Annotated in this window: 25 protein-coding genes; 10 read left to right on the top strand and 15 right to left on the bottom strand. The window is 69.5% G+C overall.

All coding sequences use genetic code 11. The features are described 5' to 3' along the window. Positions 1-72: 72 nt before the first annotated feature. The 3 genes from treY (at position 73) to ACFWZ1_RS09195 (ending at position 4,139) form a co-directional block, all read left to right on the top strand. Positions 73-2,754 carry a malto-oligosyltrehalose synthase gene (treY, locus tag ACFWZ1_RS09205; RefSeq protein WP_439666187.1) on the top strand — a complete coding sequence of 894 codons (2,682 nt, stop codon included), beginning with the start codon at positions 73-75 and terminating at the stop codon, positions 2,752-2,754. A 93-nt stretch (positions 2,755-2,847) separates the two neighbouring features. Beyond that, positions 2,848-3,474 (top strand): sigma-70 family RNA polymerase sigma factor, encoded by a 627-nt coding sequence (locus tag ACFWZ1_RS09200; RefSeq protein WP_425600842.1) that lies wholly within the window; start codon positions 2,848-2,850, stop codon positions 3,472-3,474. A gap of 5 nt (positions 3,475-3,479) precedes the next feature. After that, on the top strand, positions 3,480-4,139 hold the full coding sequence (locus tag ACFWZ1_RS09195) for a ChrR family anti-sigma-E factor (protein ID WP_231325751.1): 660 nt from the start codon (positions 3,480-3,482) through the stop codon (positions 4,137-4,139). A gap of 106 nt (positions 4,140-4,245) precedes the next feature. Here the strand turns inward: ACFWZ1_RS09195 and ACFWZ1_RS09190 are convergent, their stop codons facing one another. Further along, positions 4,246-4,824 (bottom strand): lipocalin family protein, encoded by a 579-nt coding sequence (locus ACFWZ1_RS09190; RefSeq protein WP_439666186.1) that lies wholly within the window; start codon positions 4,822-4,824, stop codon positions 4,246-4,248. Positions 4,825-5,057: 233 nt separating this feature from the next. Here ACFWZ1_RS09190 and ACFWZ1_RS09185 point away from each other — a divergent pair, with 233 nt between their 5' ends. Next, entirely contained in the window at positions 5,058-5,555 is a 498-nt protein-coding gene (locus ACFWZ1_RS09185; protein ID WP_439666185.1) for a TspO/MBR family protein, read from the top strand. 10 nt (positions 5,556-5,565) lie between these two features. On the opposite strand, the gene ACFWZ1_RS09180 is transcribed toward ACFWZ1_RS09185, so the two are convergent. The 11 genes from ACFWZ1_RS09180 to ACFWZ1_RS09130 form a co-directional block, all read right to left on the bottom strand. After that, positions 5,566-6,981: a cryptochrome/photolyase family protein gene (locus ACFWZ1_RS09180; RefSeq protein ID WP_439666184.1), complete on the bottom strand. Its 1,416-nt coding sequence runs from the start codon at positions 6,979-6,981 to the stop codon at positions 5,566-5,568. Positions 6,982-7,246: 265 nt separating this feature from the next. Then, positions 7,247-7,519, bottom strand: coding sequence for a hypothetical protein (locus ACFWZ1_RS09175; protein ID WP_231325746.1), 273 nt, complete (start codon positions 7,517-7,519; stop codon positions 7,247-7,249). Positions 7,520-7,647: 128 nt separating this feature from the next. Continuing rightward, entirely contained in the window at positions 7,648-8,448 is an 801-nt protein-coding gene (gene dapB / locus ACFWZ1_RS09170; protein ID WP_439666183.1) for a 4-hydroxy-tetrahydrodipicolinate reductase, read from the bottom strand. Between the two features lie 167 nt (positions 8,449-8,615). After that, complete coding sequence (locus tag ACFWZ1_RS09165; protein ID WP_439666182.1) at positions 8,616-9,455, bottom strand: class I SAM-dependent methyltransferase; 840 nt, start codon at positions 9,453-9,455, stop codon at positions 8,616-8,618. 199 nt (positions 9,456-9,654) lie between these two features. Continuing rightward, the gene (locus ACFWZ1_RS09160) at positions 9,655-10,110 is read right to left on the bottom strand and encodes a DUF411 domain-containing protein (RefSeq protein ID WP_439666181.1); all 456 of its coding nucleotides are present in this window, start codon (positions 10,108-10,110) and stop codon (positions 9,655-9,657) included. Next, positions 10,107-11,168, bottom strand: coding sequence for a c-type cytochrome (locus ACFWZ1_RS09155; protein WP_439666180.1), 1,062 nt, complete (start codon positions 11,166-11,168; stop codon positions 10,107-10,109). Before ACFWZ1_RS09155 ends, ACFWZ1_RS09160 begins: the two co-directional genes overlap by 4 nt. Before the next feature lie 9 nt (positions 11,169-11,177). Beyond that, a complete protein-coding gene (locus tag ACFWZ1_RS09150; protein WP_439666890.1) occupies positions 11,178-12,050 on the bottom strand; it encodes a copper resistance protein B in 873 nt (290 codons plus the stop codon). Positions 12,051-12,304: 254 nt separating this feature from the next. After that, a complete protein-coding gene (locus tag ACFWZ1_RS09145; RefSeq protein WP_439666179.1) occupies positions 12,305-14,038 on the bottom strand; it encodes a copper resistance system multicopper oxidase in 1,734 nt (577 codons plus the stop codon). A gap of 98 nt (positions 14,039-14,136) precedes the next feature. Continuing rightward, positions 14,137-14,541, bottom strand: a complete 405-nt coding sequence (locus ACFWZ1_RS09140; protein WP_439666178.1) for a hypothetical protein — start codon at positions 14,539-14,541, stop codon at positions 14,137-14,139. Positions 14,542-14,600: 59 nt separating this feature from the next. Continuing rightward, positions 14,601-14,951: a hypothetical protein gene (locus ACFWZ1_RS09135; protein WP_439666177.1), complete on the bottom strand. Its 351-nt coding sequence runs from the start codon at positions 14,949-14,951 to the stop codon at positions 14,601-14,603. A gap of 97 nt (positions 14,952-15,048) precedes the next feature. Beyond that, positions 15,049-15,378, bottom strand: coding sequence for a ferredoxin (locus ACFWZ1_RS09130; RefSeq protein WP_231325733.1), 330 nt, complete (start codon positions 15,376-15,378; stop codon positions 15,049-15,051). 147 nt (positions 15,379-15,525) lie between these two features. Between ACFWZ1_RS09130 and ACFWZ1_RS09125 the strand changes: the two genes are divergently transcribed. The 3 genes from ACFWZ1_RS09125 to ACFWZ1_RS09115 all read left to right on the top strand — a co-directional run bounded on the left by ACFWZ1_RS09125 (position 15,526) and on the right by ACFWZ1_RS09115 (position 18,065). Next, the gene (locus ACFWZ1_RS09125) at positions 15,526-16,176 is read left to right on the top strand and encodes a trimeric intracellular cation channel family protein (protein ID WP_231325732.1); all 651 of its coding nucleotides are present in this window, start codon (positions 15,526-15,528) and stop codon (positions 16,174-16,176) included. A 207-nt stretch (positions 16,177-16,383) separates the two neighbouring features. Continuing rightward, complete coding sequence (locus ACFWZ1_RS09120; RefSeq protein ID WP_439666176.1) at positions 16,384-17,316, top strand: L,D-transpeptidase family protein; 933 nt, start codon at positions 16,384-16,386, stop codon at positions 17,314-17,316. 53 nt (positions 17,317-17,369) lie between these two features. Further along, a complete protein-coding gene (locus ACFWZ1_RS09115) occupies positions 17,370-18,065 on the top strand; it encodes a murein L,D-transpeptidase catalytic domain family protein (RefSeq protein WP_439666175.1) in 696 nt (231 codons plus the stop codon). Here the strand turns inward: ACFWZ1_RS09115 and ACFWZ1_RS09110 are convergent. From ACFWZ1_RS09110 to ACFWZ1_RS09100, 3 genes are all read right to left on the bottom strand, one after another. Then, positions 17,984-19,270: an acetate/propionate family kinase gene (locus tag ACFWZ1_RS09110; protein ID WP_439666889.1), complete on the bottom strand. Its 1,287-nt coding sequence runs from the start codon at positions 19,268-19,270 to the stop codon at positions 17,984-17,986. The two genes, ACFWZ1_RS09115 and ACFWZ1_RS09110, sit on opposite strands and share 82 nt — an antisense overlap. After that, on the bottom strand, positions 19,243-21,624 hold the full coding sequence (locus ACFWZ1_RS09105) for a phosphoketolase family protein (protein ID WP_439666174.1): 2,382 nt from the start codon (positions 21,622-21,624) through the stop codon (positions 19,243-19,245). The genes ACFWZ1_RS09110 and ACFWZ1_RS09105 overlap by 28 nt, the downstream gene beginning before the upstream one ends. 77 nt (positions 21,625-21,701) lie before the next feature. Then, positions 21,702-22,505 carry a universal stress protein gene (locus ACFWZ1_RS09100; RefSeq protein WP_439666173.1) on the bottom strand — a complete coding sequence of 268 codons (804 nt, stop codon included), beginning with the start codon at positions 22,503-22,505 and terminating at the stop codon, positions 21,702-21,704. A gap of 284 nt (positions 22,506-22,789) precedes the next feature. On the opposite strand from ACFWZ1_RS09100, the gene ACFWZ1_RS09095 reads away from it, so the two are divergent. The 3 genes from ACFWZ1_RS09095 to ACFWZ1_RS09085 all read left to right on the top strand — a co-directional run bounded on the left by ACFWZ1_RS09095 (position 22,790) and on the right by ACFWZ1_RS09085 (position 24,833). Continuing rightward, positions 22,790-23,227 carry a universal stress protein gene (locus tag ACFWZ1_RS09095; protein ID WP_439666172.1) on the top strand — a complete coding sequence of 146 codons (438 nt, stop codon included), beginning with the start codon at positions 22,790-22,792 and terminating at the stop codon, positions 23,225-23,227. A gap of 132 nt (positions 23,228-23,359) precedes the next feature. Beyond that, complete coding sequence (locus ACFWZ1_RS09090; protein WP_231325724.1) at positions 23,360-23,932, top strand: GNAT family N-acetyltransferase; 573 nt, start codon at positions 23,360-23,362, stop codon at positions 23,930-23,932. A gap of 10 nt (positions 23,933-23,942) precedes the next feature. Next, complete coding sequence (locus ACFWZ1_RS09085; RefSeq protein WP_439666171.1) at positions 23,943-24,833, top strand: universal stress protein; 891 nt, start codon at positions 23,943-23,945, stop codon at positions 24,831-24,833. The last annotated feature ends 56 nt before the right edge of the window (positions 24,834-24,889 follow it).

Raw genomic sequence — 24,889 nt, 5'->3', positions numbered from 1 at the left:
GAGGTTTGGGGTCAAGACACGCGCGATGAGGCTTGGTTTGAGTGTCGCGAAGCGAAGCCGAAGGGCCTCGCCGTGAGCGACCCCGCGCCCGTCCCGCCGCGTGCGCTCGCGCGCCTGCAACTCCATGCCGGCTTCACGCTGGACGATGCCGCCGCCCAGGTCGACTACTACGCCGACCTGGGCGTGAGCCATCTCTATGCCTCGCCGCTGTTCACCGCGCGCCGCGGCTCGACGCACGGCTACGACGTCGTGGACTACCACCACGTCAATCCCGAATTGGGCGGCGAGCCGGCGTTGCAGCGGCTGGTGCGCAAGCTGCGCGCGCGCGGCATGGGCCTGGTGCTGGACATCGTGCCGAACCACATGTTCGCCGGCCCGGGCAACGCCTGGTGGATGGACGTGCTGCGCCACGGCCGCGCCAGCCCGCATGCGGGCTACTTCGACATCGACTGGCGCAGCCCGGACCCGCTGGTGCGCGGGCTCGTGCTGCTGCCTATTCTCGGCAAGCCCTACGCGCAGGCGCTGCGCGACGGCGACGTGCGCCTGGACCGCGAGGGCCAGGACTACGCATTGCGCGTTCACGACCATCCCTTGCCGCTCTCGCCATCCACGCTCGACACACTGCGCGGGGCAGGGGAGTTCTCGGCCGTGCTGGCCGCGCACGACGGCAGGCAGGAGGCCGGCTTCCACCGGCTGCACGCCCTGTTGGAGCGGCAGCATTACCGCCTCGCGCTGTGGAAGCTCGCCAACGACATGGTCGACTACCGGCGCTTCTTCGACATCAACGAACTGGTCGGCCTGCGCATGGATCGCACGCGGGTGTTCGAGGACAGCCATGCGCTGGTTTTCCGGCTCTACGCCGAAGGACTGATCGACGGCCTGCGCGTGGACCACATCGATGGCCTGGCCGATCCCCACCGCTATTGCCGCCAGCTTCGCCATCGCCTGCGTCGCCTGCAGCGCCAGCGTCCGGCCGGCGCGCCACGCGGGCCGGCCTACCTCGTGGTGGAAAAAATCCTGGCCGAGGGCGAGCGCCTTCGCCCGGACTGGCGCATGGACGGCACCACCGGCTACGAGTTCATGGACCAGGTCGGCGCGTTGCTGCACGACGGCGCCGGCGAGGCGATGCTGACCGAACTGTGGCAGGCGATCAGCGGCGAGCGCGCCGACTTCGCCACGGTGGCGCGCACCGCGCGGCGGCAGATCCTGGTCGACAGCTTCGAAGCGGAACTGGACCGCACCGCGCGGGCCCTGTTCGACGCCGCCCGCGCCGACATCTCCACCCGTGACGTCAGTCTGCCGGCGATCCGCCGTGTGCTGGTCGAACTGCTGGTGCATTTCCCGGTGTACCGCACCTACGCCGGCGGCCTGGGCCGCGATGCCGTCGACGAGGGCGTGTTCCAGCAGGCCTACGCACACGCGCGCCACCACGTGCGCATCGAGGACCGCGAGCTGCTGGCCGAGGTGGCCGCATGGCTGGGTGGGCAGGCACCGCGCGGCCTGCCGCCGGGCCGCGTGCGGCACGCGCGCGAACGTGCGATGCGGATCTTCCAGCAGGCCACCTCACCGATGGCCGCCAAGGCGGTGGAGGACACCGCCTGCTACCGCTACGGCCGCCTGCTTTCGCGCAACGAGGTCGGCGCCGATCCGGGTCACCTGGCGCTGGACATCCCCACCTTCCACGCGTTGTGCGCCGAGCGCGCACGCGACTATCCGCACAACCTCCTCGCCACCGCCACTCACGACCACAAGCGTGGCGAGGATGCACGCGCCCGCCTGGCGGTGCTCTCGCAGGCCGCCGTGGCGCCGCACTGGGCCGGCACGGTGGAGCGCTGGCGCGACCGCCATGCCGGCCTGCGCGTGGCGATCGATGGCGGCAAGGCGCCGTCCGCGGCCGATGAGTACATGCTCTACCAGAGCCTGGTCGGCGCCTGGCCGCCGACACTCGCACCGGATGATCGGGAAGGCCTGGCCGCCTTCGGCGAGCGCATCGCCCAGTGGCAGCGCAAGGCGTTGCGCGAAGCCAAGCGCCGTTCCCGCTGGAGCCTCCCCAACGAGCCCTACGAGGATGCCTGCGAGGCTTTCCTTGCCGCGCTGCTGGAGCCTGCCAACGGATTCGCCACGGAACTGCACGCCTTCGTGCAGCGCATCGAGGTCGCGGGCGCCGCCAACAGCCTGGTGCAGGCGACGCTGCGGCTGACCACGCCTGGCGTGCCGGACACCTACCAGGGCACCGAGTTCTGGGATTTCAGCCTGGTCGATCCGGACAACCGCCACCCGGTCGACTTCGACGCGCGCCGTGCGTCGCTGGCCAGCGACGCTCCGTGGGAGGGGCTGATCGACCGATGGCGCGATGGTGCGCTCAAGCAGCGCGTGCTCCAGGAACTGCTTCAGTTGCGGGCCCGCCATCCGTCCCTGTTCGCGCAGGGCTGCTACCGCCAGTTGACGGTGGAGAAACCCGGGGGCGCCGCCGAGGATCGGTTGCTGGCGTTCCAGCGCAAGCTCGACGGGCATGCGATCGTCGTGCTGGCGTTGCGGCACACGGCCGGCGTGATGCTGGACGCGCGCGAACCGCGCTGGGGCGCCGCGGCGACGTCCGCGCTGATCCCGGGGGAAGTGCGTCTGCAGGGCGTCGCTCCAGGCAGATACCGCAACCTGCTCGGCGGGCGCGAGGGAACGGTTGCCCTCGCGCTGTCGCCCGCGCACTGGCTGTCGCCGCTGCCGATGGCCGTGCTGGAACCGCTAGCGTCCTGATCCAGCGCCGGTGCGCAGCGCCGATAGCGCCTGCCTGCATCCATTCGTCCCGAGGCCGCGTAAAGGTTGCCGACCACCCCGGCGACCATGGCTATGATGGACCTGGATTACCCCACCAAGACGGTGGCGCGTTTCGAGGCTGCGAGACCCTTGCAAAGACCCCCATCCGCCGCACGACACGACTGGGCCGTGCTGGTGGAGGCGGTGGCGCGTCGTCGCGACCGCAACAGCTTCCTGCACATCTACGACTACTTCGCGCCGCGGCTGCGCCGCTACCTGCTGGGCCTGGGCGGCGACGAGGGAGTGGCCGAGGAACTCTCCCAGGAAGCGTTGCTGCGCCTGTGGCAGCGGGCGGCGCAGTACGACCCCACGCGCAGCAGCCTGAGCACCTGGCTGTTCCGCATCGCCCGCAACCTGTTCATCGACCGCACCCGCAAGGAACCGGTGTGGAGCCAGACACAGGAGTATCTCGAAGACATGGGCGTGCTCGATGGTCCCGGTGGCGAAGACGAGCCGCCCGGCACCGAGGCGCTCACCGAAGAGGCCAACATACGACGCGCCATCGGCCAGCTGCCCGCGGTGCAGGCGAGATTGATCCGCATGTCCTACTTCGAAGCCAAGAGCCATCAGGTCATCGCCGACGAGCTCGGCATGCCATTGGGGACCGTCAAGTCCCATTTGCGCCGGGCTTTCCTCAAGCTGCAGAACGAGCTCCGATGAGACCGATGAATCCACGCCATCACCTGGGTGAAGCGACGCTGCTCAGCTACGCCGCCGGTGCGCTGCCTACCGCGTTGGGAGTGGTCGCCGCGGCGCACCTGAGCGTCTGCGCCGAATGCCGTCAGCAGTTGCGCCTGGCCGAACGCATCGGCGGCGGCCTGATCGAGATGCAGCACGACCGGCCCTCGCCGGAACAGGCGCGGCAGGCCATGCTCGCCAGGCTCGACGACACGCCCGCGCCCGCGGGTGCCTCTCTCTTGCCGCCAGCCAGCCTGGCGGATGATCCCGACGCGCTGCCGGCACCGCTGCATCCGTACTTCGGCCCGTCGCTGAGCGGGCTGCGCTGGCGCTGGCTGGCGCCAGGCGTCCACCTGGTCCGGGCCAAGGTCGACGAGGGCAACCTGTTCATGCTGCGCATCGGCCCGGGGAAGAGCATGCCGGTGCACGGCCACCACGGAAGCGAACTGACGCAGATTCTCCAGGGCGCCTACAACGACCACCTGGGGCTTTTCGCCCCTGGCGACATGGCGGACCTGGATGACGAGATCCAGCACCAGCCGGTTACCGCACCTGGCGGGGCATGCATCTGCGTGGCCGCGCTGGATGGCACGCTGCGCTTCGACGGCTGGTTCGCGCGGACGCTGCAGCCGCTGTTCGGGCTCTAGGCGCGGCCGTTCCCCGGGCAGGCACGAGCTTCCGCAGCGCGCGCGTTGACATGACGGATCCGGTGGAGGCTCGCTCTGGTGCGCCGCGAGCCAGGCGATTGCCCGGCTATCGGCAATCGGCGATTGCACCGTCGATGGCCTGCGCCACGCCGGTGTCCGGCCATCGCTGCGGCACCTTGACCACCTGCGCGGGGTCATAGCCCAGTGCCGCCACCCGCGTGAGCATCGCCTGGTAGTCGGCCGCAGGCACCTGCGGCGTGCGCGCCATGTACCAGAGGTAGTCGCGCTTGTCGCGGGCGACGATGACCTGTCCGTAATCCGGCGCGAGCCAGGCGACGAGGTACTGGGTCTTGAAGAACCAGGCGAAGTGGACGTGCCAGCGCGCCCGGCTGGGATCGGCGTCCACCGTGGCGACCGAACCGATGGTGTCGATCGGCCCCTCGAAGCCGCCCTGGCGGTGGACGTAGCGGGTACATATCTCTCCGTCGGGCGTGAGCTGGTAGAGCTCGACGGCGTTGTGGCTGTTCCGTTCTGGGCGGGTGGGAATCGCGGCGATCACGTACCAGCGGCCCATGTAACGCGGCACGTCGACGTGGGCGACCGGCGCGATCGGCGGCTGGTCGGCCCGGGCGCACCCGGGCAGGCCGATGGCCGCCAGCAGGCAATACAGCATGGGTGACTTCATCGCGGGTCCCTTGCTGGAAGGTGAGGACGACCGGCCGGGCCGGACGGAACCGCCGTTGTACGTGCGCGTTGCCGCCGACGGATGCAGCACCCGGTGCCGGTGATCCGTTCGACCGTGCTTGCCGTACACGTAACCGGGGCGCCCGTGAGTACGGCCCGTCATCCACGCGCGTCGTCGCCCTCGCAAGACGCGCGCCGCGGTAATTTCCATCGACCCTTCGCAGGAGTTCGCCCATGCCATCGACGAGACCATCCCACCCCTGGCTCGGCCTGGCAGGCTGGTGGCTGTTGAGCTTTGCTGCGGCAGCCATCGGCGCGCTCGCCTCGATCCAGGCCGCGGCGTTTTACGGCCAGCTCGTGCAACCGTCGTGGGCCCCGCCATCGTCGGTTTTCGGGCCCGTGTGGACCGTGCTGTACGCGCTGATGGGCATCGCCGCATGGTGCGTCTGGCGCAGGGTTGGCCGTCCGGGACGACAACGGGCGCTGGTCCTGTTCCTGGTGCAACTGGTCCTCAACGCGGCATGGAGCTGGCTGTTCTTCGGCTGGCACCTGGGTGGATGGGCTTTCGCCGACATCGTGGCGCTGTGGTTGTGGCTGGCGGCCACGGTCGTCGCGTTCTGGCGCGTGCACGCGATCGCCGGCGCGTTGCTGCTGCCTTACCTCGCCTGGGTGAGCTTCGCCGCCGCGCTGAACTGGGCCGTGTGGCAGCTCAATCCAGTGGCCCTGGGATGAACCGGCCCGCTCAGCCCTTCAGGCGCTGGTAGGCATCGAGCGCGCGCTGGCGCGACTGGCCCAGCTCCACCATCGGCGCCGGATACCCGCTGCGTCGAAGCAGCGCCGGGTCCTTCCACGGTTCGTGCATCAGCGCCGGCGGCACGTCGGCCAGCTCCGGTAGCCAGCGGGTGAGGTAGGCGCCTTGCGGGTCGAAGCGCTGCGCCTGCGTGACGGGATTAAACACGCGAAAGTAGGGTGCCGCGTCCGCGCCGCAACCGGCCACCCATTGCCAACCCATCGTGTTGTTGGCCAGGTCGGCATCCACCAGCGTGTCCCAGAACCAGCGCGCCCCGTGGTGCCAGTGCTGGCGCAGGTTCTTGGTCAGGAAGCTGGCGACGATCATGCGCACGCGATTGTGCATCCAGCCGGTGTGCCACAGCTCGCGCATGCCGGCGTCCACCAGCGGTATGCCGGTGCGGCCGCGTCGCCACCGCTCCAGCGCTGGCTCGTCCGGCGGCTCCCACAACCGGTCGTCGAAACGCGGGTTGAAGTTGCGACCGGGCGTGTCGGGAAAGTGGAACAACAGGTGGTGCGCGAACTCGCGCCAGCCGAGCTCGCGCAGGTAGGGTTCGAGGTCCGCCCGCCGTCGTACGTCGGCGCGCGCGTTGCGCCGTTCCAGCTCGTAGTGGATCTGCCGCGGCGAGATCTCGCCGAAGTGCAGGTGGGGCGACAGCCGCGAGGTGCCGTGGCGCGCAGGCAGGTCGCGCGCCTGGGCATAGTTCGCCAGCGCGTCGTCCGCGAAGACCTCGAGCCATTCGTGCGCGCCGGCCTCGCCGGGTCGCCACGTGGCTGCCAGGCCGCCGTACCAGGCTATTGCCGGCAACAGATCCAGCGCGGCCAGCGGCTGCGCGCCCGGCAGCGCCGTCCATTCGCGAAAGACCGGCACTGGCAAGGGTTCCTGCACGGCCAGTTGCGTGCGCAGGTTGCGCCAGTAGGGAGTGAATACGCGGTACGGATCACCGGCCTGGGTAGCGATGGACCAGGGCTCGCACCACAACGCGGCGTTGTGGCTATGCACCTCGATGCCGCGTTCCTGCAATGCGGTCTTCAGGCGGGTGTCCTGTGCGATGGCGCCCGGTTCGTAACGACGATTCCAGTGCACCGTGCGCGCGCCGCTGCGGGCGATCAGGTCGAGCAGGGTGTCCAATGTCGGCCCCTGCGCAAGGTGCAGCCCGGCCTGGCGTTCGCGCAGGTCCCGCTCCAGGGCGTCCAGCGAATGGTGCAACCACCACCGGCTGGCGGCCCCGGGAGCGGAATCGCCGTCCTCGGCGGGCGCGTGGATGTAGACCGGTAGCACGCGCGCGTGCGATGCGCAGGCCGCGCTCAGGGCCGGATTGTCGGCAACGCGAAGGTCGCGCCGGAAGAGCACCAGCGCGGTCGTCATGGCAGGCAGGGGAAGGGGCGGCAGGCGCCACCCGGTGCGGACAAAGGCATGGCGCAGCCTAGCGTTGCGTGGGGTTCCGCTCAATGGCCAAGTGCACGACCTGCATGGCCTCTGCCCGCGTGGAGCCTTTGCCTGCCAAACGCGCTTGACTCGATGGCCGCGGATAGCACGCAACGCATCGCTGTCCGGTCACCGCGCATCGGGCAAGCGAAAGGGCGCGTTCCTGAAACGCGCCCTTTAGGGATAAGGATTTGGCGCTCGCCTGTCAGATCAGCCAGCAGGTGGCCGGCTGCGTGGGCGAGATCCAGGGGAACTGGTCGTCTTCGTCCGGTTCCGGCGTGGGCACCGGCATGCGCGGGGTACGGCGATCTTCGGTCGGCCATTCGATGTCGCTGTGGCGACGATCGAGCGGCGCGTCCTGGTCGGTCGGCCAGCGGGGTGTCTGCTCGGGGCCGACCGCCGGGCCATTGATGGTCCAGTCGTGGTCGCGGCTGAAACCGGGGTGGCGGCGGAGGGTCGAGGGGCTGCAGGCGTTCATGGTCATCGGTCGAAACACGTTCCAAAACAACTGGATGTAGTTTCTGGTCGCCCCTGTCTACGCGATGCGAAAGGAAGGCTAGGGACGTTTTAACGAGCCGGCCGGGCACCCTGGCGGCAGGCTTCGGTTCAGAGATCGAGCACCCGGTCCAGCCCGCGGTGCAACCCGACCAGCGTCGGCACCTTGCGTACCGCCAGCAATGCGCCGTCCACGTAGGGCAGGGCGCTGCTGCCGGCGTCGTGCCGCAGGGTCAGCTTCTGGTCGGGCATGCCGAAGATGACTTCCGCACTGATCACGAAGCCCGGCAGCCGGATCGAGTGCACCTGCGATCCGGTGAGCGTCGCGCCCCGCGCCTCGCGCACACCGGCGGTCTGCTCCAGCGGCACCGTCGGCTGCGGCGCCTGCACGCGACCAAGCCGGCTGGCCAGCTCGCGCGCGGTGCCGCTGGGCGCATCGCGCTTGCCGTCGTGCGCGTAGTCGATGATTTCCCACTGCGGGATGTAGCGGGCAGCCATCTCGGCGAACTTCTGCAACAGCACCACCGTCAGCGCGAAGTTGCCGCAGGCGAGCACGCCCAGGCCCTTCGATCGGGCGAGCGCGTCGATCTGGGCGTAGTCCTCGTCACTCAGGCCGGAGGAGCCGACGACGACATGCGCGCCATGTTCGAGCGCGGCAAGGACGTTGGCCTTGGCGGCTGCCACACCGGTGTACTCGACGAACACGTCACAGCGTTGCGCGAGCGCCTCGTTGGCGCTGGCGAAGACCGGGCATCCGAACGGTCCATCGCCGAGCGCCTCGCCCAGGTCTTGCCCGGCGTGGCGGCGCGATACCGCTGCCACGAGTGCAAGGTCGTGCGCCTGCGCCATCGCCCGGGCCAGTTCCGATCCGGCCCAGCCCGTCGCACCGGCAAGGCAGACTTCAAGGTTCATCGTCGATCCTCCATTCCTGTCGGCAGGCGCGGGTGGCGCGTCCGGACAAGCATACCGGCGGGGTCACCGGGGCTTGCTGTGGAAAGCGCAGTCACGCTCTCTTCCATCGCGGCGATGGTGCCGCGTCACTGAAAGCCTGATCGCTGACGACGACAAGACGCGACGCGTCAGGCCTGGCCGACCGCCAGGGTGAAGCTCTGCAGGAAATGGAAGTCCGGCCGGCGCAGCGCGAAATCGGGGTGCCGTGGATCGCACAACCGCACCAGCGCCGCGTAGTCGTCCGCGTCGAGGTACGGCTGCAGCCGTTCGCCCCAGGTGCCGCCGAAGATCGTCTCCAGCAGGTAGTCCGCGCTCGCCGGGTCCAGCGGCGCCACGCGCTCGATCATGAAGGTACGCGCCGTAACGTTGCGCAGCCCCGCGCGGCGCAGGCGGCCGACCAGGGCGCGCACGTCGGCCAGTTCGCGTTCGCTCACCTGATACCGGTCGCGGTAGTACTGGCGCACCGCTTCGTTGACCATCCGCTCCAGCCGCGCGTCCCAGGCGAAATACATGTCCGGCAGCAGCGAGCTCTGGCCCAGCGCGATACGCCCGCCGGGGCGGAGCAAAGTGGCCAGGGTATGCAGTGCGTCGACCGGGTCGCGCAGGTGGTTGAGGGTGTTGACCGACCAGACCAGGTCCACACTGCCGCACGCCAGCGGCAAGTGCGCGAGGTTCGCCTGGACGACCGACGCACCCGGGGGCGTGATCGTCCGCGCCGCCCTGGCATGGGCCAGTGCCAGGTCGATGCCCACGATCATGCCGTCGGGTCCCACTCCGGAAGACAACCAGGCCAGTGCCTCGCCGCTGCCGCAACCGGCATCCAGCACCCGCATGCCCGGCCGTAGCGCGAGGCTCGCGATGGCCTGGCGAAGCTCCGGCGCGGCGAACGCGTTGAACCGGCGCAGCTTGCCCACGTAGTCGCGGGCCGCGGTGTCGCCGAGCAGTCCGGTCGCGGTGGATCGATTCATGCGGGCTCACGTCGGTCGCGGGGCTACATCATCCAATGGAAACGCCGTTGCGCGCTGCATCGCCCAGACCGGCCGCGGCCCGAGGCCACTCGTGCAGGATGGACCGGCGCCAGCGCCCTCAAGACATGCGTGAAGCTGCAAGGCTGATCGGGCGAGGCGTCGGCAGGTCCGTGGAAGCGAAGGCTGGCGGCCAACAGCTTCAGGCGTCCGGCCCGTGCATGGCGAATACCCGCGTGCTGCCATCGGTTCCGATCAGCAGTACCGGATAGCGCTGGGCCGTTCCCATCTCCATCCCGGGCGAACCCATCGGCATGCCCGGCGCAGCCAGGCCGCGGGCGTGCGGATGCTCGGCGAGCAGCTTGCGGATGTCCTCCACCGGGACGTGGCCTTCGATGACGTAGCCGCCGATCCGCGCCGTGTGGCACGAGGCCGCCTCGCCCGGGACGCCCAGGCGCTGCTTGAGCGTGGCCATGGCGGGTTCCTCATGGTCGACCACGGAGTAGCCGTGGTCGCGCAGGTAGGCGATCCACGCCTTGCAGCAACCGCAGGAGGGGTCGCGGTAGACCTCCGCGACGGGCGCGGCGACCGCGGCGAGCGGCAGTGCCAGCGCCAGGGCGAACGCCAGGCGGCGCAGCAAGGTGGTGCGGGTGTTCATGGTTGGGTCTCCGGGGTGGTCTGCCATTGCACGGCGATGATCTTCCAGGCCGAGCCGAGCTTCTTCAGGGTGAGCCGTTCCTTGCCACTCAGGGTTCGCGGTTTGCCCGCGTCGGTGATGACGATGCGCATCGTGCTGCCGACGGTGGCCGCCTCGCCCATGGACATCGATCCCATCCAGAGCGGCATGACCTTGGCGTGTTTCATGAAGGCCAGGTCTTCGCCCAGATGGTGTGCCGCGTAGGCCTCGCGCGACTGGGTCTGGCCGGCTTCGGTGATGGTCGCCTCCGGCGCCAGGATGCCCAGGACCACCGCGCGGTCGCCGTGTTCCAGCGCACCGTGGAAGGCCTGCGCGGTCGCTTCCGCATCCGGCGCTGCGCGCGGCGTGAGGCCGTCGAGCGAGAGCGCTGCATTCGCATGCATGGGCGAGGGGCGTGCGGGGGCGTCGGCCATGCTGCCGGGCCCGCCCTGGTGATGCGCGTGCCCGGCCTCGTCACCCGGATGTCGAGGGCCGTCCTTGTCGCCCATGTCCATGTCCTCGTCCGGCGGCGCCCTGGCGACCATGGCCTCGTATTCCTGTGCGGACATGTCGGGCAGCTTCTGCAGAAAGGCCACCATGCTCCAGATGGTCGGGTCGTCGTGCGTCGTGCCCCAGGCCGGCATGGCGCTCATCTTGATGCCGTGCTTGATGGTCCAGAACGCCGCCCGCGGGTCGACCCGCACCTGCGACAGGTTGGGCGGTTGCGGGTAGAGGCCAGGGCGTATCTCCGAGTCGTCCATGCCAGGCTTGAGGTGGCAGTCCGTGCACATCGCGGCGTACTGGCCGGCGCCCTTGAGGATCCGTTGCGGGTCCCGGAGATCGGGCACGGCGATGTCGCGCGCCCGCACGGCGATCGAGCGCTCGCGCAGGGTCTGCATGAGGGCGAACACGGGGCGCGCGTGATGCCTGTCCGCACCGACGTTGTAGAGCCCCGAGTAGACGAAGACCGCGCCGCCCGCGACCAGGATGACGAGCAGGACCGCGGCGCCGATGCCGTACTGCGTGATGCCTCGTTTCATGGTGATCCCTCAGAACCAGATGCGGACGCCGGCCACCCACTGCCGGTCGAACCGGTCTTGCCCGTGCTGGCGGGCCAGGTCCGCCGTGCCGCCGAAGCGGCGGGACCAGACGACGCCCACGTAGGGCGCGAACTGCCGGTGGAACTCATAGCGTAGGCGCAAACCCAGCGACATGTCGGAGACGCCGCTGCCCAGCCCTCGCGCCGGGTCCGACCTGCCGTACGCGTTGGCTTCGAATTCCGGCTGCAGGATCAGGCGCTGGGTGAACAGCAGTTCGTACTCGGCGCGGAAGCGTGCCGCGGTGCGACCCGCCGGCCCCACGTAGCCGGTGGCCTCCAGTTCGAACCAGTAGGGCGCGAGGCCCTGCAGGCCGAAGGCGGCCCATGATCGGTCCGGTCCTTCGCCGGCGTCCGTGCGCACACCGAGCTGGGTGTTCCAGAAGGCGGCGACCGCGTGGCTCCACAGCAGTTCGCTACTGGCGTCCTCCAGCCGGCCACTGCGCCGCTCGCCCTCGGTGCGCAGCCACAGCTTGTCGTAGTCGTTGCCGTACCGGCCCTCGATATCCCACTGCTGGCCGTTGCCGTCCTGGTTGTGGAACGCTTCCAGCTGATCGACCAGCAGCATGCCGTAGCGGGCGTCGCCTTCCATCGCCATGCCCATGCCGTGGGTGGGGCCGTAGGCGATGCCATCGGAGTAGTCCGGACTGCGGGCGCCAGATGGCGGACTGCCGCGCTGCATGGCGCCATGTTTCATGCCCTGCATCGAGCCATGGTCCATGCCCTTCATGGAGCCGTGGTCCATGCCCTCCATGGAGTCGTGATCCACGTCCTCCATGGAGCCGTGGTCCATGCCCTCCATGAAGCCGTGGTCGATGCTTTCCATGGAGTCGTGGTCCATGTTCCCCGATGGGTTCGTCGCAGGGACAGCGGTTTCGGGTCGCGATGGAGACGCCTCGGTCGGCATGACCGGCGCGGGGGCGGTGGCCGCCGATGCGGGCATGTCGCGTTCCTGTTCCGCGCCTGCCGCGCTACTGGCGGGTGCCGGTGCCGCCTGCGCAAATGCCATGAACGGAGCCAGCGACAGCGGGGCGCCGCCGAGCGCCAGCGCGAGTGCGCGCAAGGGAAGGATGCGGCGACTCATGACACCACCACCTCGCGGAACATGCCCGCTTCCATGTGGTACATCAGGTGGCAGTGGTAGGCCCAGCGCCCGGGGGCGTCGGCGCTGACGCGGTAGGAGACCCGCTGCGCCGGCTGCACGTTGATGGTGTGTTTGCGGGCCAGGAATCGCCCGTCCGGATCCTCCAGTTCGCTGAACATGCCGTGCAGGTGGATCGGGTGATTCATCATCGTGTCGTTGACCAGCACGATGCGCAGGCGCTCGCCGAAGTTGAAATGCATCGGCCTGGCCCGCGCGAACTCCAGGCCGTCGAACGACCACATGAAGCGTTCCATGTTGCCGGTCAGGTGCAGCTCGATCTCGCGCTCGGGTTCGCGCGGGTCGATCGGCCCATCCAGCGAGCGCAGGTCGGCATAGGTCAGCGCCCGGCGGCCGTTGTCGCGCAGGCCGATGCCGGGGTCGTCCAGGTTGGTGCGGGGCGTGTCCACGCGCATGTCCACGCCGGCGCCGTATTCGCTGCGCGCGTGATGGACCGCAGGGGACGGGGCCATCGCCCTGCCAGGCGCGTGCGTCGTTCCGTGATGGTCGCCCGCGGCTTCCATCGGCATGGCACCCATCATGTCGCGCATGCCCAGCCACACGCGCGGGTCCATGGCGGGCACGTCGGCTTCCATCCCTTCGCGTGGCGCCAGCGTGCCGCGGGCATAGCCGCTGCGGTCGATCGACTGGGCGAACACGGTGTAGGCGCGCTCGTCCTGCGGCTCGACGATCACGTCGTAGGTCTCGGCGACCGAGATGCGGAACTCGTCCACCGGCACCGGGTGGATGTCCTGCCCGTCGGCCGAGATCACCGTCATCTTCAGCCCCGGTATGCGGACGTCGAAGATCGTCGAGGACGAGCCGTTGATGAAGCGCAGGCGGATTTTCTCGCCGGGCCTGAAAAGCCCCGTCCAGTTGCCGGCCGGCGCCGCGCCGTTCATGAGGTAGGTGTAGGTGTAGCCGCCGACATCGGACAGGTCGGTGGGATTCATGCGCATCCGGTTCCACATCCGGCGCATGGCCAGCGCCTGGCTCAGTCCGTGCTCCCGCGCATCGCGGAAGAAGTCCGGCACGGCCGGCTGGTGGAAGTTGTAGTAGTCGCTGCGCTTCTTGAGCCTGGCGAAGATGCGTTCGGGATCCTCGTCGGTCCAGTCGTTGAGCATGACCACGTAGTCGCGGTCGGTGGGGTAGCGCTCCGGTCCGGCCGGTTCGATCACCAGCGGCCCGAACAATCCGGTCTGCTCCTGGAAACCCGAGTGCGAGTGGTACCAGTAGGTGCCCGACTGGCGCACCTCGAAGCGGTAGACGAAGGTCTCGCCCGGCGCGATGCCATCGAAAGCCAGGCCGGGCACGCCGTCCATCTGGAAGGGCAGCAGGATGCCGTGCCAGTGGATCGAGGTGGGGGCGCGCAACCGGTTGGTCACGCGCAGGGTGACGGTGGTGCCTTCCTTCCAGCGCAGGGTCGGACCCGGCACGCTGCCGTTGACGGTGGTGGCTGGACGCACCACGCCGGTGTAGTTGACCGGCGTTTCCGCGACCTCCAGGTGGAAATCGGTGCCACGGAGCACGGTGGGCTGGCCTGGGCTGGCCAACGCCCGGGCGCTGGACGGGCGCAGCAGCCCGAAGCCGGCGACCGCACCGCCCACGGCCACGCCCTGGACAAAACGCCGGCGCGACAGGTCGGCCGTCGGGGATGGGTGAAACCACTTCATGGGGAAACTCTCCGGAGGCGCCGGCATTGCCGGTGCGACACATCACGGTGCGGGCAGCAACAGGCGTTGCGACCGCGCAAGGCAGGGAAGACGGAGAGTCAGGCCAACGGTGGTCGCAGCGGCGGCACCCTCGGCGTCGAAGGTGCGCGCACCTGCAAGGGCGGAGCGTAGGCTCGCGTGGCGGGCAGGGCGGTCATCGCGCTGGCGGGCATCGCCGGCACGGCGCTGGCGCACAGGCCGGCGCAGCCGCACGCGTGCCCGAGGGCGCCGCCGCAGCAGCGGTCGTGCGCGTGGTGGCAGTCATCCTTCGACAGCAGGTGCGCCACGCCCGGATGAGTGGGCTGGGCGGCCATTGCTCCCGCGTGGGAACCCGTCGCCGCGTGGGCCTGCGCCATGCCGAAGGGCGCGCCGGTCAGCGAGCTCAACACCAGCATCAGCCACGCCAGCAGGCCCAAGGCGCGAAGGCCACGGGAACGTGCGATCAGGCGCAGCGACGGGGACATGCCGCCAGCGTACCGACACGATCCCACCCCCTCAACCCTGGAGGATGCTCCATGCGGCCTTACGGTTTGCTGTAACCCATATGCACCGTGATCTTGTCGCCGGCGGCGAGGTTCGCCACCGCCGCGGGCGGGAAATGCACCTTCAGCGACATGCCCTCGGCATTGACGTCCACCAGGCCGGTCTGTTTGTCCACCGAATTCACCGTCGCGGGCATCGCATGCATGCCCATCATGTTCATGTGCATGCTCTTCATCGGGTCGTGCCCGCCGTGCATGGTGCCCATGGTGTCCGGGTCATGGGCACTGTCGGTCGGCATGGTGTTCTGGGCCAGCGCCACGCCCCCGCTTGCCAGCGCGAGAAGCAGGCCGGCGAGCACTCCGGTCAGCGGATGATGCGCAAGCGTTTTCATGGTGACCTCCTTTGGTCGGAACAGGATCGAAGCATGCGGCGGCGCATGTGCAGGGGATCGGAAGGCGTACCGCGGCATGCACACCTTGACGGTGGCTTCATGCAGCCATCTTGCGGCAACTTTCCGCGCAGGTCCGGCACGCCTGCACGCACTCGTCCATGCCACCGACCTTGGCGCAACTCTCCGCGCAGGCGGCGCAGAATTCGGCGCAGGCGCGACACATCGCCGGATGCTGGGGCGACTGGTCGAGCATCACCGCCGCCGCGGTGCGGCAGACCTCCGCGCAGCTCAACATCAAGCGCATGTGTTCCGGCGCCACGTGCGCGCCGCCCTGTTCCAGGCACATCCCTGCCGCGTTCGACTGACAGGACTGGTAGCAGCGCAGGCAATCCTGGATGCAGCTCTGGGCGGAAGCGGACATCGTCATGGACGGCTCCTTCGATCGAGAAAAGTTGCGTCGATGGTCGCAAGGGTGTCGTCCGCGTCCCGTGACCAGCCGGCCACATGAAAGACGGACCCGCGCACCTGCTTTAAGCTGCAGCGGGCGAACGCATGGAACGGGGCAGGGCAACAAATGATCGACACGACGCGGGCGCTCCACACGCTGCTTCTGGTCCTGGACCTGTTTGGCACGTTCGTGTTTGCGCTCAGCGGCGCGCTGGTCGCCGTGCGGCGCGGCCTGGACCTCTTCGGCGTACTGGTGCTCTCCTTCGCCGCGAGCAGTGCCGGCGGCATCACCCGAGACCTGCTGATCGGCGCCACGCCGCCGGCGGCCATCGAGGACTGGCGCTACCTCGGCGTATCGCTGCTGGCCGGCCTGCTGACCTTCTTCCGTTATGCCGACATCGAACGCATGCGCAATCCGATGCAGCTGTCGGACGCGGCCGGGCTCGCCCTGTTCGCGGTGGCCGGGGCGCAGAAGGCGCTCGCCTACGATCTTCCGCCGGGCATGGCCGCGCTGCTGGGCATGCTCACCGGCATCGGCGGCGGCATGCTGCGCGACGTGCTGGTGTCGGACATCCCCGCGGTGCTGCGTGCCGAGCTCTACGCGGTGGCCGCGCTGGCGGGCGCCGGCGTGGTGGTGTTGGGCGATCTGCTGCACATGCCGCCCACGGCGACCACGCTGACCGGCGCCGGCCTGTGTTTCGGCCTGCGTTTCATGGCCATCCGTTACGGCTGGCGGCTACCGGTCGCCCGGCCGCCGGATGCGGACCGGCACGGCTGATCCGGTCGCGTGCATGCCGGACGGGCTGAACCCCCGGCGACTGTCGCGGTCCCCTGTTGATCCTGGTCAACCGGATCCGGCCTTCCATTGACGAGGATGCGTCCGGCCCAACGCGAGATGCCTGTGGAACGTTTCGACGAGTTCGAGCGAGCGACGGGACCGCGCCGCGCGGTTCGCTCCGGCTTGCTCATGTTCCTGTGGAGCGTCATGGCGCTCCTGGCGTGGCCGGCTGCGGGCCGTGTCGCGGACAAGCCGTTCTGGCGCCCCGAACTGGCCCCGGTGGGGCCGATGGTGATGCTGGTCAGCCTCGACGAACAGCGCATGTATGTCTATCGAAACGGCGTGGCGATCGGCGCAAGCCGCATCAGCTCCGGACGCAGCGGCCACGAAACGCCGACCGGCGTCTACACCATCCTGCAGAAGGAACGCGAGCACCGTTCCAACCTTTACGACAACGCGCCGATGCCCTTCATGCAGCGCCTGACCTGGGACGGGCTGGCGCTCCACGCCGGCACGCTGCCGGGCCATCCCGCCTCGCACGGGTGCATCCGCCTGCCGGAGAGCTTTGCCGAGAGCCTGTTCGAGATCAGTCCGCGCGGCACGGTGGTGGTGGTGACCGACCAGCGTGTGGCGCCACCGGAGATCAATCATCCCGCGGCGATCGCCCCGCTCGGGCTGGGCGGCGACGAACCCGCGCCGGCGGGCGCGGACGGCGAGCCCTGGCCGGCGGACGACGGCGGACCGGTCAGCGTGGTGGCGAGCACCCACGACCGGGCGCTCTACGTGCTGCAGTCGGGCCGGTTGATCGCGAGCACGCCCCTAAGCGTGCCGGAGGGTTTTACCGTCGGCGGCATGCTGTTGTATGTCCGGCGTGCGGAAGCCGTCGGCCTCGCCGAACAGGACGGCGGACTGTGGTCGGCCTATCGCGTGCTGGGCGAGGGGCCGGCGCCCGCGCCGCGGGCGTTGGCCCGCGAGCTCAAGGTGCCCGACGCGTTCGGCGCCCGGTTGCGCGAGCGCATCGCGACCGGAACCACGGTGCTGGTCACCGACCTGCCGGCGCGCGGCGGCCAGCCGGTGCCCTACGGCACGCTGCTGGAGGCGCGGGAGGCGGTTCCCAAGGCGGGGCCCGGCCATCCCTAGCGCTTTATTAAGGCAGGAGGCGGCAAGCTGCGTTTTTCAGTGCCACACACGACATGCCCGCCTTCGCCCGACGCCTTGCCGCCGCCGCGCTCTTGCTCGCCCCCCTGGCAGCCGGCGCATCTCCCGCCGCCGCCGACAGCCTGGCCCGGGCCCTGAGCCAGGCGGCCCCCGAGGCCAATCCGAAAGTGCTGGCGCTGGCGTCCCGGGCGCTGACCTGCGTGCAACGCAGCAGGCCGGCGAACACGCTGAGTGTGATCGACTATTCGCTTCCCTCCACCACGCCCCGGTTGTGGGTGTTCCAGCTTGGCCAGCAGCCGCGCCTGTTGTTCCAGGAGCGTGTCGCACACGGGCGCAACAGTGGCGACAACATGGCGACGCGTTTTTCCAACCAGCCGGGCAGCCTGATGTCGAGCCTGGGCACCTTCGTCACCGACGGCACCTACACCGGGCACAACGGCTATTCGCTGCGGCTGAAGGGTGTCGACGGACGCTTCAACGACCGCGCGGAGGAACGCGCGATCGTGATCCATGGCGCGAGCTACGTGAGCGAAGCCTTCGCCCGGAGCCAGGGCCGGCTGGGCCGCAGCTGGGGATGCCCGGCGGTGCGCGCGGGCGTCGCGCACAAGCTGATCGACGCGATCGCCGACCACTCGGTGGTGTTCGCCTACTACCCGGATCCGGCCTGGTTGCAGGCGTCGAAACTGCTCGGCGACTGCGGCGGTGGCGACGAGGCGCTGTCCTCGCGCTGATCGCCCGCGCCGGCCAGCAAAACGTGCACGTGGCGGCAGATCTGGCGCTCCTCTTCCGAAGGCATGACGCGCACCTCGCAGGCGGCGTCGCGCGTGCCGATGCGCAGTGCGCCGCCCCGGTTGCGTGATTCGTCCAGCCGGATCCCCGCCCACCCCAGCCCTTCGCAGATATCCGCGCGTGCCTGCGCGTCGTGTTCGCCGATCCCGCCGGTGAACACCAGTGCGTCGATGCCGTGCAGCACCGCCGCCATTGCGGCGATCTGCTTGCGCACCGAGAGCACGAACATGTCGATCGCCAGCTTCGCGACCGGTTCCTTGCGTTCCAGCTGGCGCAGCCGGCGCAGGTCGCCGCTGATCCCCGACACGCCGAGCAGGCCGGAGCGATGATCGATCAGGCGTTCGAGGCCGCGCGCGTCCATGCCTTTCTCGCGGACCAGCCAGGCCAGCACGCCCGGGTCCAGGTCGCCGCTGCGCGTGGCCATCATCACGCCGCCGTTGGGCGTCATGCCCATGCTGGTGTCGACGGAGCGGCCATCGCGTACCGCGGTGACGCTGGCGCCGCTGCCCAGGTGGGCGATCACCAGCCGCGGCGGCGCCTCCGGCCAATGCGCCAGGATTGATGCGCAGGACAGCCCGTGGAAGCCGTAGCGCTGCACGCCATCGGCCTGCAGCGCGCGGTCGATGGGCAACGTACGTGCCGCTTCGGGGAGGCCGGCATGGAATGCGGTGTCGAGGCAGGCCACCTGCGGCAGCGAGGGATAGCGCGCCTGCGCGGCGCGGACCACCGCCAGCGCCGTGGGCACGTGCAGCGGCGCGAAGATGCTGGCCGCCTCCAGCTGCGCCATTACGGCCGCATCGATGCGCGCATGCGTGCGCAACTGCGGCCCTCCGTGCACGATCCGGTGGCCGATCGCATCGGGCGCCGGCACGTCCAGGCCGGCCAGCAGCCGGGCGATGCGCGTGAAGGCCTGCACGCTGTCGGCGATCGCGACGGTTTCCTCGTGCAGGGTGGTGCCGCCGCGGCCGTCGCGCACGCGCAGCAGGCCCGCCGAGCTGCCGATCGCCTGCGCCTCGCCGGTGACGCGCGGATGCATCTCGCAGCCGCGCGCGCCGAACAGCCCGAACTTCAGCGAGGACGAGCCGCAGTTGAGCGCCAGTACGTGGAAGCCACCGGGGTTCACGTCGGAGGCGTCCCGGGCGTCCATTGCCACGTGGCCACTTCCGGCAGGTCCTCGCCGTGCTCGCTGATGTACAGGCGGTGGCGCTCCATCGTGGTCCAGTAGCGGTCGGTCGCGTCCGAGGCGAGGTGCGCGAGGCGCGGCACGCGCAGGATCGCGTCCAGTGCGAGCTGGTAGCGGTCCAGGTTGTTCATCACCGTCATGTCGAACGGCGTGGTGGTGGTGCCTTCTTCCTTGTAGCCGCGCACGTGCAGGTTGTCGTGGTTGTGGCGGCGGTAGGCGAGGCGATGGATCAGGCCGGGGTAGCCATGGAACGCGAAGATCACCGGCCTGTCGCGGGTGAACAGCGCATCGAAGTCGTGATCGCTCAATGCGTGCGGATGCTCGCCCGGCGGCTGCAGCACCATCAGGTCGACCACGTTGACCACGCGCACGCGCAGGTCCGGCGCGTAGTCGCGCAACAGCGTGACGGCGGCGAGCGTTTCCAGCGTCGGCACGTCGCCGGCGCACGCCATCACCACGTCGGGTTCGGCGTCGCCGGCGTTGCCGGCCCATGTCCAGATGCCCGCGCCGACGCTGCAGTGGCGGGCGGCCGCGTCGATGTCCAGCCACTGCGGAGCGGGCTGCTTCCCGGCTACGATCACGTTGACGTAGTTGCGGCTGCGCAGGCAGTGGTCGGCCACCGACAGCAGGCAGTTGGCATCGGGCGGCAGGTAGATGCGAACCACGTCGGCCTTCTTGTTTGCGACGTGGTCGAGGAAGCCCGGGTCCTGGTGCGAGAAGCCGTTGTGGTCCTGTCGCCACACGTGCGAGCTGAGCAGGTAGTTGAGCGAGGCGATCGGGGCGCGCCAGGGAATCTGCCGCGTGGTCTTGAGCCACTTGGCGTGCTGGTTGAACATCGAGTCGATGATGTGGATGAACGCCTCGTAGCAGGAGAACAACCCGTGCCGGCCGGTCAGCAGATAGCCCTCCAGCCAGCCCTGGCACAGGTGCTCGCTCAGCACCTCCATCACGCGCCCCTCCGGCGCGAGGTTCACGTCCACCGGTTCGATCGCCGCCATCCATGCCTTGGAGGTGGCCTCGAAGACGTCCTGCAGGCGGTTGGAGGCGGTCTCGTCGGGACCGAACAGGCGGAAGTTGCATGCGTCCGCGTTCAGTCGCATCACCTCGCGCAGGTAGCGGCCAAGCGCGCGGGTGGATTCCATTTCCACCGCGCCCGGTGAGGGCACGGCGGCGGCGTGGTTGCGGAACGGGGGCAGGGTGAGCGGCTGCAGCAGCATGCCGCCGTTGGCGTGTGGATTGGCGCCCATGCGCCGGCGCCCGGTCGGCGCAAGTTCGGCCAGTTCCGGCCTTAGGCGGCCCTCGGCGTCGAACAGTTCGCGCGGGCGGTAGCTCAGCAGCCAGTCCTCAAGCAGCTTCACGTGCCCGGGCTTGTCGAAGTCCTTCAGCGGCACCTGGTGCGCGCGCCAGGTGCCTTCCACCGGCAGGCCATCGACCACTTTCGGACCGGTCCAGCCCTTGGGCGTGCGGAACACGATCATCGGCCAGCGCGGCCGTTCCGGCGGGTGGCCGTCCGTCGCCGCCCGGGCGCTGCGCTGGATCTCGCCGATTCGCGCGAGTGCGAGGTCCAGCGCGGAGGCGAGCTGCCGATGCACCGTGGCCGGATCGTCGCCCTCGACCAGCAGCGGCTCGTAGCCGTAACCGCGGAAAAGCGCGTCCAGTTCCTCGGGGGTGATGCGCGCCAGCAGCGTCGGGTTGGCGATCTTGTAGCCGTTCAGATGCAGGATGGGCAGCACCGCGCCGTCGCGCACCGGGTCGAGGAATTTGTTCGAGTGCCAGCTGGTCGCCAGCGCGCCGGTCTCGGCCTCCCCGTCGCCCACGATGCACGCGACGATCAGGTCGGGGTTGTCGAACGCGGCGCCGTAGGCGTGCGCCAGCGAGTAGCCGAGCTCGCCGCCTTCGTGAATCGAGCCCGGCGTTTCCGGCGCCACGTGGCTGGGCACGCCGTAGGGCCAGGAGAACTGGCGGAACAGCCGTCGCATGCCGTTGCTGTCGCGCTCGATGTCCGGGTACGTCTCGGTGTAGGTGCCTTCCAGATACGACTGCGCGACCAGGCCGGGACCGCCGTGTCCCGGGCCGATCACGTAGATCATGGACAGGTCGTGCGCCTTGATCAGGCGGTTCAGGTGCACGTAGATGAAGTTGAGCCCGGTGGTGGTGCCCCAGTGCCCGAGCAGGCGCGGCTTGATGTGCCGGCGCTCCAGCGGCACCTCCAGCAGCGGGTTGTCCTGCAGGTAGATCTGGCCGACCGTGAGGTAGTTGGCCGCGCGCCAATAGGCGTCCATGCGGCCGAGCAGCTCGTCGGACAGCGGCGTGGGCATGGCAGGCTCCGGGACTCGCGCTGGGTCGTCGGTGAACATGGCTCCGGCTCCGCGTGGATGGGGTGAACACCTAGCGCTCAGTGCGCGAGCAGCAGCGGCAACTGCGCGTGCGAGAGCACGTGATGGGTGGTCCCGCCGAGCACCAGTTCGCTGATCCGCGAGCGTCCCCATGCGCCCATGACCAGCAGGTCCGCGCGCATGGCCTCGGCCTCGCGCAGCAGGTGCACGCCGGCGTCCTCGCCGGGATGGAACGGGCGTCGCTGCCGCACGGTCACGCCCTGGCGCGCCAGCCATTCGCCCACGGCGAGGGTGGGCGGCCCGAAGCCCGGCAGGGTTTCGTGCCATCCGTCGAGCAGGTGAACCTCCGACGCCTCGCGCAGCAGCGGCAGCGCGGCACGGATCGCCTCGGTGGATTCGCCCGAGCCGTTCCACGCCACCAGCACGCGCTCGGGCGCGCCACGCACTTCATAGTCATCAGGCGCCAGCAGCACCGGCACGCCGCCGGCGAAGAGGGTGCGCGTGACGTTGTCCCAGCCGACTGGCAGATCCCGGTGGCCCGCCGGTGAGCTGCACACGAGCAGGTCGGCCATCCGCGAGCGGGTCGCCAGCACCGGGACGTACACGCCGCGGAAGACCTCCCAGCTGCCTTCCACGTTCGCGCGATGGCACAACTCCTGCCACCAGGGCGCGCGCCGACGCGCCGATTCCTCCTCCGCCTCGAGGATCGCCAGCGCATCGGGGATCGCCGTCACCGAGGGCATCTGCGCGACGATATGGACGCCCGCCACGAACGCCTGCTGCTGCCGCGCGACGGCAAGGCCGAGCCGGATGGCGGGCAGATCCTCGCGCATCTGGTCGACGTCGATGATCATTTCGTACATGGCGTTTCTCCCGGCGGGGGCTTCATCCTCGGGCGGGACGCAGGCGTCGCGCTTGATCAGGATCAACCGCGCGCGGGGTGCCGGGCCGGCTGCATCGCGCGCCATCGCCCGCCGGGTGGGGCGTGGCCCCACGCCGTCCTCGCGGCCCTGAAAAATCGCGGCGACGACGCTTCGCCCGAACCGCTCCCGCGTTGACCGAAATCAAGTCGCGATGGCGACGGCGGCCTAGGCTGCCCTGCAGTCACCGCCCACAGCCGCGGCTGCCGCCGCCGAAGGAGAAGCGCATGTACAAGCACATCCTGTTGCCGACCGACGGTTCCGAAGTGTCCAGGCGGGCGGTGGACATGGGCCTGGAACTGGCCCAGGCGCTGAAGGCTCGCGTGTATGCATTGCACGTGATCCTGCCGTTCCAGGCGCTTTCCTACATGACGCAGATCATTCCCGAGAGCGAGACCAGCTACACCGAGGAGTCGGTGCGCTGGGCCGAACGCTATCTCGGCGAAGTGCGCGACAAGGCCATGCGCGCCGGCGTGCCCTGCGACAGCGATTTCGTGTTCGACAAGCATCCCTGCGACGCGATCCTGGACACCGCGAAGAAGCGCGAGTGCGACCTGATCGTGATGGGCTCGCACGGCTGGCACGGCTTCACCAAGCTGTTGCTGGGCAGCGAAACGCAGAAGGTGCTCGTGCGCAGCCAGTTGCCGGTACTGGTCTGCCGTTGAGTTCCGTGCCCGGTGCGGGCCGCCACGTGGGTGCCACCTGACCGCGCCGGGAATTGACGAGGATCAATCCGGCCCGGTTGACGGCATGCGCCAATGAACGCACAGGGGTATCACACGCGACGAGGTTCGCCCATGGCCACGCTACCCACCGGGATTCCTTCCCCCGCCAACGCCAGCCCACCCGTGCTGCTGGAGGGAACGCACTGGATCGACCACCTGCGCGACGGCACGGTGGTGCTGATCCGGCCGCTGCGCCCGGATGACCGCGAACGCGAGGAAGACTTCCTGCGCGCGATGTCGCCGGACGCCAAGCGCCTGCGCTTCATGTGCAGCTTCCGCGAAGCGAGCCCGGCGCTGGTCGACCAGCTGATGGACGTTGATTACGACAACCGCATGGCATTCGTCGCGCTGGCGCACGAGGACGGCACGTTGCGCGAGGTCGGCATCAGCCGCTACAGCACCAACGGGGACCGCACGCGCTGCGAATGCGCCGTCACCGTGGCCGAACACTGGCGCCACCGCGGGCTGGCCGTGACGCTGATGCGCCACCTGATCGACATGGCCCGCCAGCACGGATTCAAGACGATGTATTCGGTCGACTCGGCGGACAACCGGGCGATGCAGGAGCTCGCCGCCTACCTGGGGTTCGAGCGCGCGCTCGATCCGAGCGACTCCACCCAGGTCATCCATACGCTGGCCTTGTGAGGAGCGCGCCATGAATGCGGTAGTCCATGCCCAGAACCGCGTGCCCGATGGTGCCGCCAGGCCGACGCTGCCGGTGGCTAACCAACCGTCGGACATCGTGGCGATCGCCACGACGACCTCTCCCTGGAATCCCGCCGTGCAGGTGGCCGCGACGCTGGCCGCACGCTGGCACAGCCTGCTCACGGGCTGTTTCGTGGACGAGTCGCTGCGGATGCTGCGCGGCCCGGAAAGCGAGCCGTCCGTGATGGGCCTGCTGCTGGACACCTCCGTGCAGGACTTCGAGGAAGGGGACGCCTTCCGCGCCTTCGCGCGATCCTGCGGCGTGCCGCACGCCTCGTGGGTGGTGGCGCACACCGGGCTTGCGCGCGTCCTGCGCGAACTGGGCGCGTGGCACAGCCTGGCCGTGCTGGAACGCGACCTCGTCGACGCCGAAGCCCTGACCGAACTGCTCGGCGAAGTGCTGCTGACCTGCCGGTTGCCAAGCCTGATCCTGCCCCCCGGCTGGAGCCGCGAAAAACCATTCCAGCGCGTGCTGGTGGCATGGGACGGCAGCACCGAGGCCACCCGGGCCATCCATGCGGCCCTGCCTTTCCTCCAGGGCGCCCGGCGTGTGGTGCTGCTCGATGGCGGCCGCCCGCACAGCCCGGAGGGCGAGTGCTATCTCCCGCACTTCGAGCCTTTCGTGTACATGGCCCGCCATGGCATCGAAGCGGACCCGATGTGCGTGGGCGTACCGGCGCGCACCGCGGGCGCGGCCCTGCTGAAGAAAGCCGATCAGGTCGGTGCCGACCTGATCGTGATGGGCGCCTTCGCCCATTCGCGCATGCGCGAACGGGCGATCGGCTGCGCGACGCGCTACGTGCTGGAACACGCGCAGATCCCGATCTTCCTCCAGCACTGAGGCCATCCCATCGCCGGTGCACATGGAAGCGGCGCATCGCACGAGGCGACAGATCA

Origin of the sequence: Frateuria sp. GZRe14, assembly GCF_051900395.1 — a bacterium.
Classification (GTDB): domain Bacteria; phylum Pseudomonadota; class Gammaproteobacteria; order Xanthomonadales; family Rhodanobacteraceae; genus Frateuria_A; species Frateuria_A edaphi.
The sequence above is the reverse complement of the archived record's forward strand: the minus strand, read 5'-3'. Positions and strand labels throughout refer to the sequence as shown.

Coding starts and splice junctions, on each gene's coding strand:
- ACFWZ1_RS09200 (WP_425600842.1), top strand. CDS start 2,848: ATGATGGACCTGGATTACCCCACCAAGACGGTGGCGCGTTTCGAGGCT.
- ACFWZ1_RS09195 (WP_231325751.1), top strand. CDS start 3,480: ATGAATCCACGCCATCACCTGGGTGAAGCGACGCTGCTCAGCTACGCC.
- ACFWZ1_RS09190 (WP_439666186.1), bottom strand. CDS start 4,824: ATGAAGTCACCCATGCTGTATTGCCTGCTGGCGGCCATCGGCCTGCCC.
- ACFWZ1_RS09185 (WP_439666185.1), top strand. CDS start 5,058: ATGCCATCGACGAGACCATCCCACCCCTGGCTCGGCCTGGCAGGCTGG.
- ACFWZ1_RS09180 (WP_439666184.1), bottom strand. CDS start 6,981: ATGACGACCGCGCTGGTGCTCTTCCGGCGCGACCTTCGCGTTGCCGAC.
- ACFWZ1_RS09175 (WP_231325746.1), bottom strand. CDS start 7,519: ATGAACGCCTGCAGCCCCTCGACCCTCCGCCGCCACCCCGGTTTCAGC.
- dapB (WP_439666183.1), bottom strand. CDS start 8,448: ATGAACCTTGAAGTCTGCCTTGCCGGTGCGACGGGCTGGGCCGGATCG.
- ACFWZ1_RS09165 (WP_439666182.1), bottom strand. CDS start 9,455: ATGAATCGATCCACCGCGACCGGACTGCTCGGCGACACCGCGGCCCGC.
- ACFWZ1_RS09160 (WP_439666181.1), bottom strand. CDS start 10,110: ATGAACACCCGCACCACCTTGCTGCGCCGCCTGGCGTTCGCCCTGGCG.
- ACFWZ1_RS09155 (WP_439666180.1), bottom strand. CDS start 11,168: ATGAAACGAGGCATCACGCAGTACGGCATCGGCGCCGCGGTCCTGCTC.
- ACFWZ1_RS09150 (WP_439666890.1), bottom strand. CDS start 12,050: ATGGAAAGCATCGACCACGGCTTCATGGAGGGCATGGACCACGGCTCC.
- ACFWZ1_RS09145 (WP_439666179.1), bottom strand. CDS start 14,038: ATGAAGTGGTTTCACCCATCCCCGACGGCCGACCTGTCGCGCCGGCGT.
- ACFWZ1_RS09140 (WP_439666178.1), bottom strand. CDS start 14,541: ATGTCCCCGTCGCTGCGCCTGATCGCACGTTCCCGTGGCCTTCGCGCC.
- ACFWZ1_RS09135 (WP_439666177.1), bottom strand. CDS start 14,951: ATGAAAACGCTTGCGCATCATCCGCTGACCGGAGTGCTCGCCGGCCTG.
- ACFWZ1_RS09130 (WP_231325733.1), bottom strand. CDS start 15,378: ATGACGATGTCCGCTTCCGCCCAGAGCTGCATCCAGGATTGCCTGCGC.
- ACFWZ1_RS09125 (WP_231325732.1), top strand. CDS start 15,526: ATGATCGACACGACGCGGGCGCTCCACACGCTGCTTCTGGTCCTGGAC.
- ACFWZ1_RS09120 (WP_439666176.1), top strand. CDS start 16,384: ATGGCGCTCCTGGCGTGGCCGGCTGCGGGCCGTGTCGCGGACAAGCCG.
- ACFWZ1_RS09115 (WP_439666175.1), top strand. CDS start 17,370: ATGCCCGCCTTCGCCCGACGCCTTGCCGCCGCCGCGCTCTTGCTCGCC.
- ACFWZ1_RS09110 (WP_439666889.1), bottom strand. CDS start 19,270: ATGGACGCCCGGGACGCCTCCGACGTGAACCCCGGTGGCTTCCACGTA.
- ACFWZ1_RS09105 (WP_439666174.1), bottom strand. CDS start 21,624: ATGCCCACGCCGCTGTCCGACGAGCTGCTCGGCCGCATGGACGCCTAT.
- ACFWZ1_RS09100 (WP_439666173.1), bottom strand. CDS start 22,505: ATGTACGAAATGATCATCGACGTCGACCAGATGCGCGAGGATCTGCCC.
- ACFWZ1_RS09095 (WP_439666172.1), top strand. CDS start 22,790: ATGTACAAGCACATCCTGTTGCCGACCGACGGTTCCGAAGTGTCCAGG.
- ACFWZ1_RS09090 (WP_231325724.1), top strand. CDS start 23,360: ATGGCCACGCTACCCACCGGGATTCCTTCCCCCGCCAACGCCAGCCCA.
- ACFWZ1_RS09085 (WP_439666171.1), top strand. CDS start 23,943: ATGAATGCGGTAGTCCATGCCCAGAACCGCGTGCCCGATGGTGCCGCC.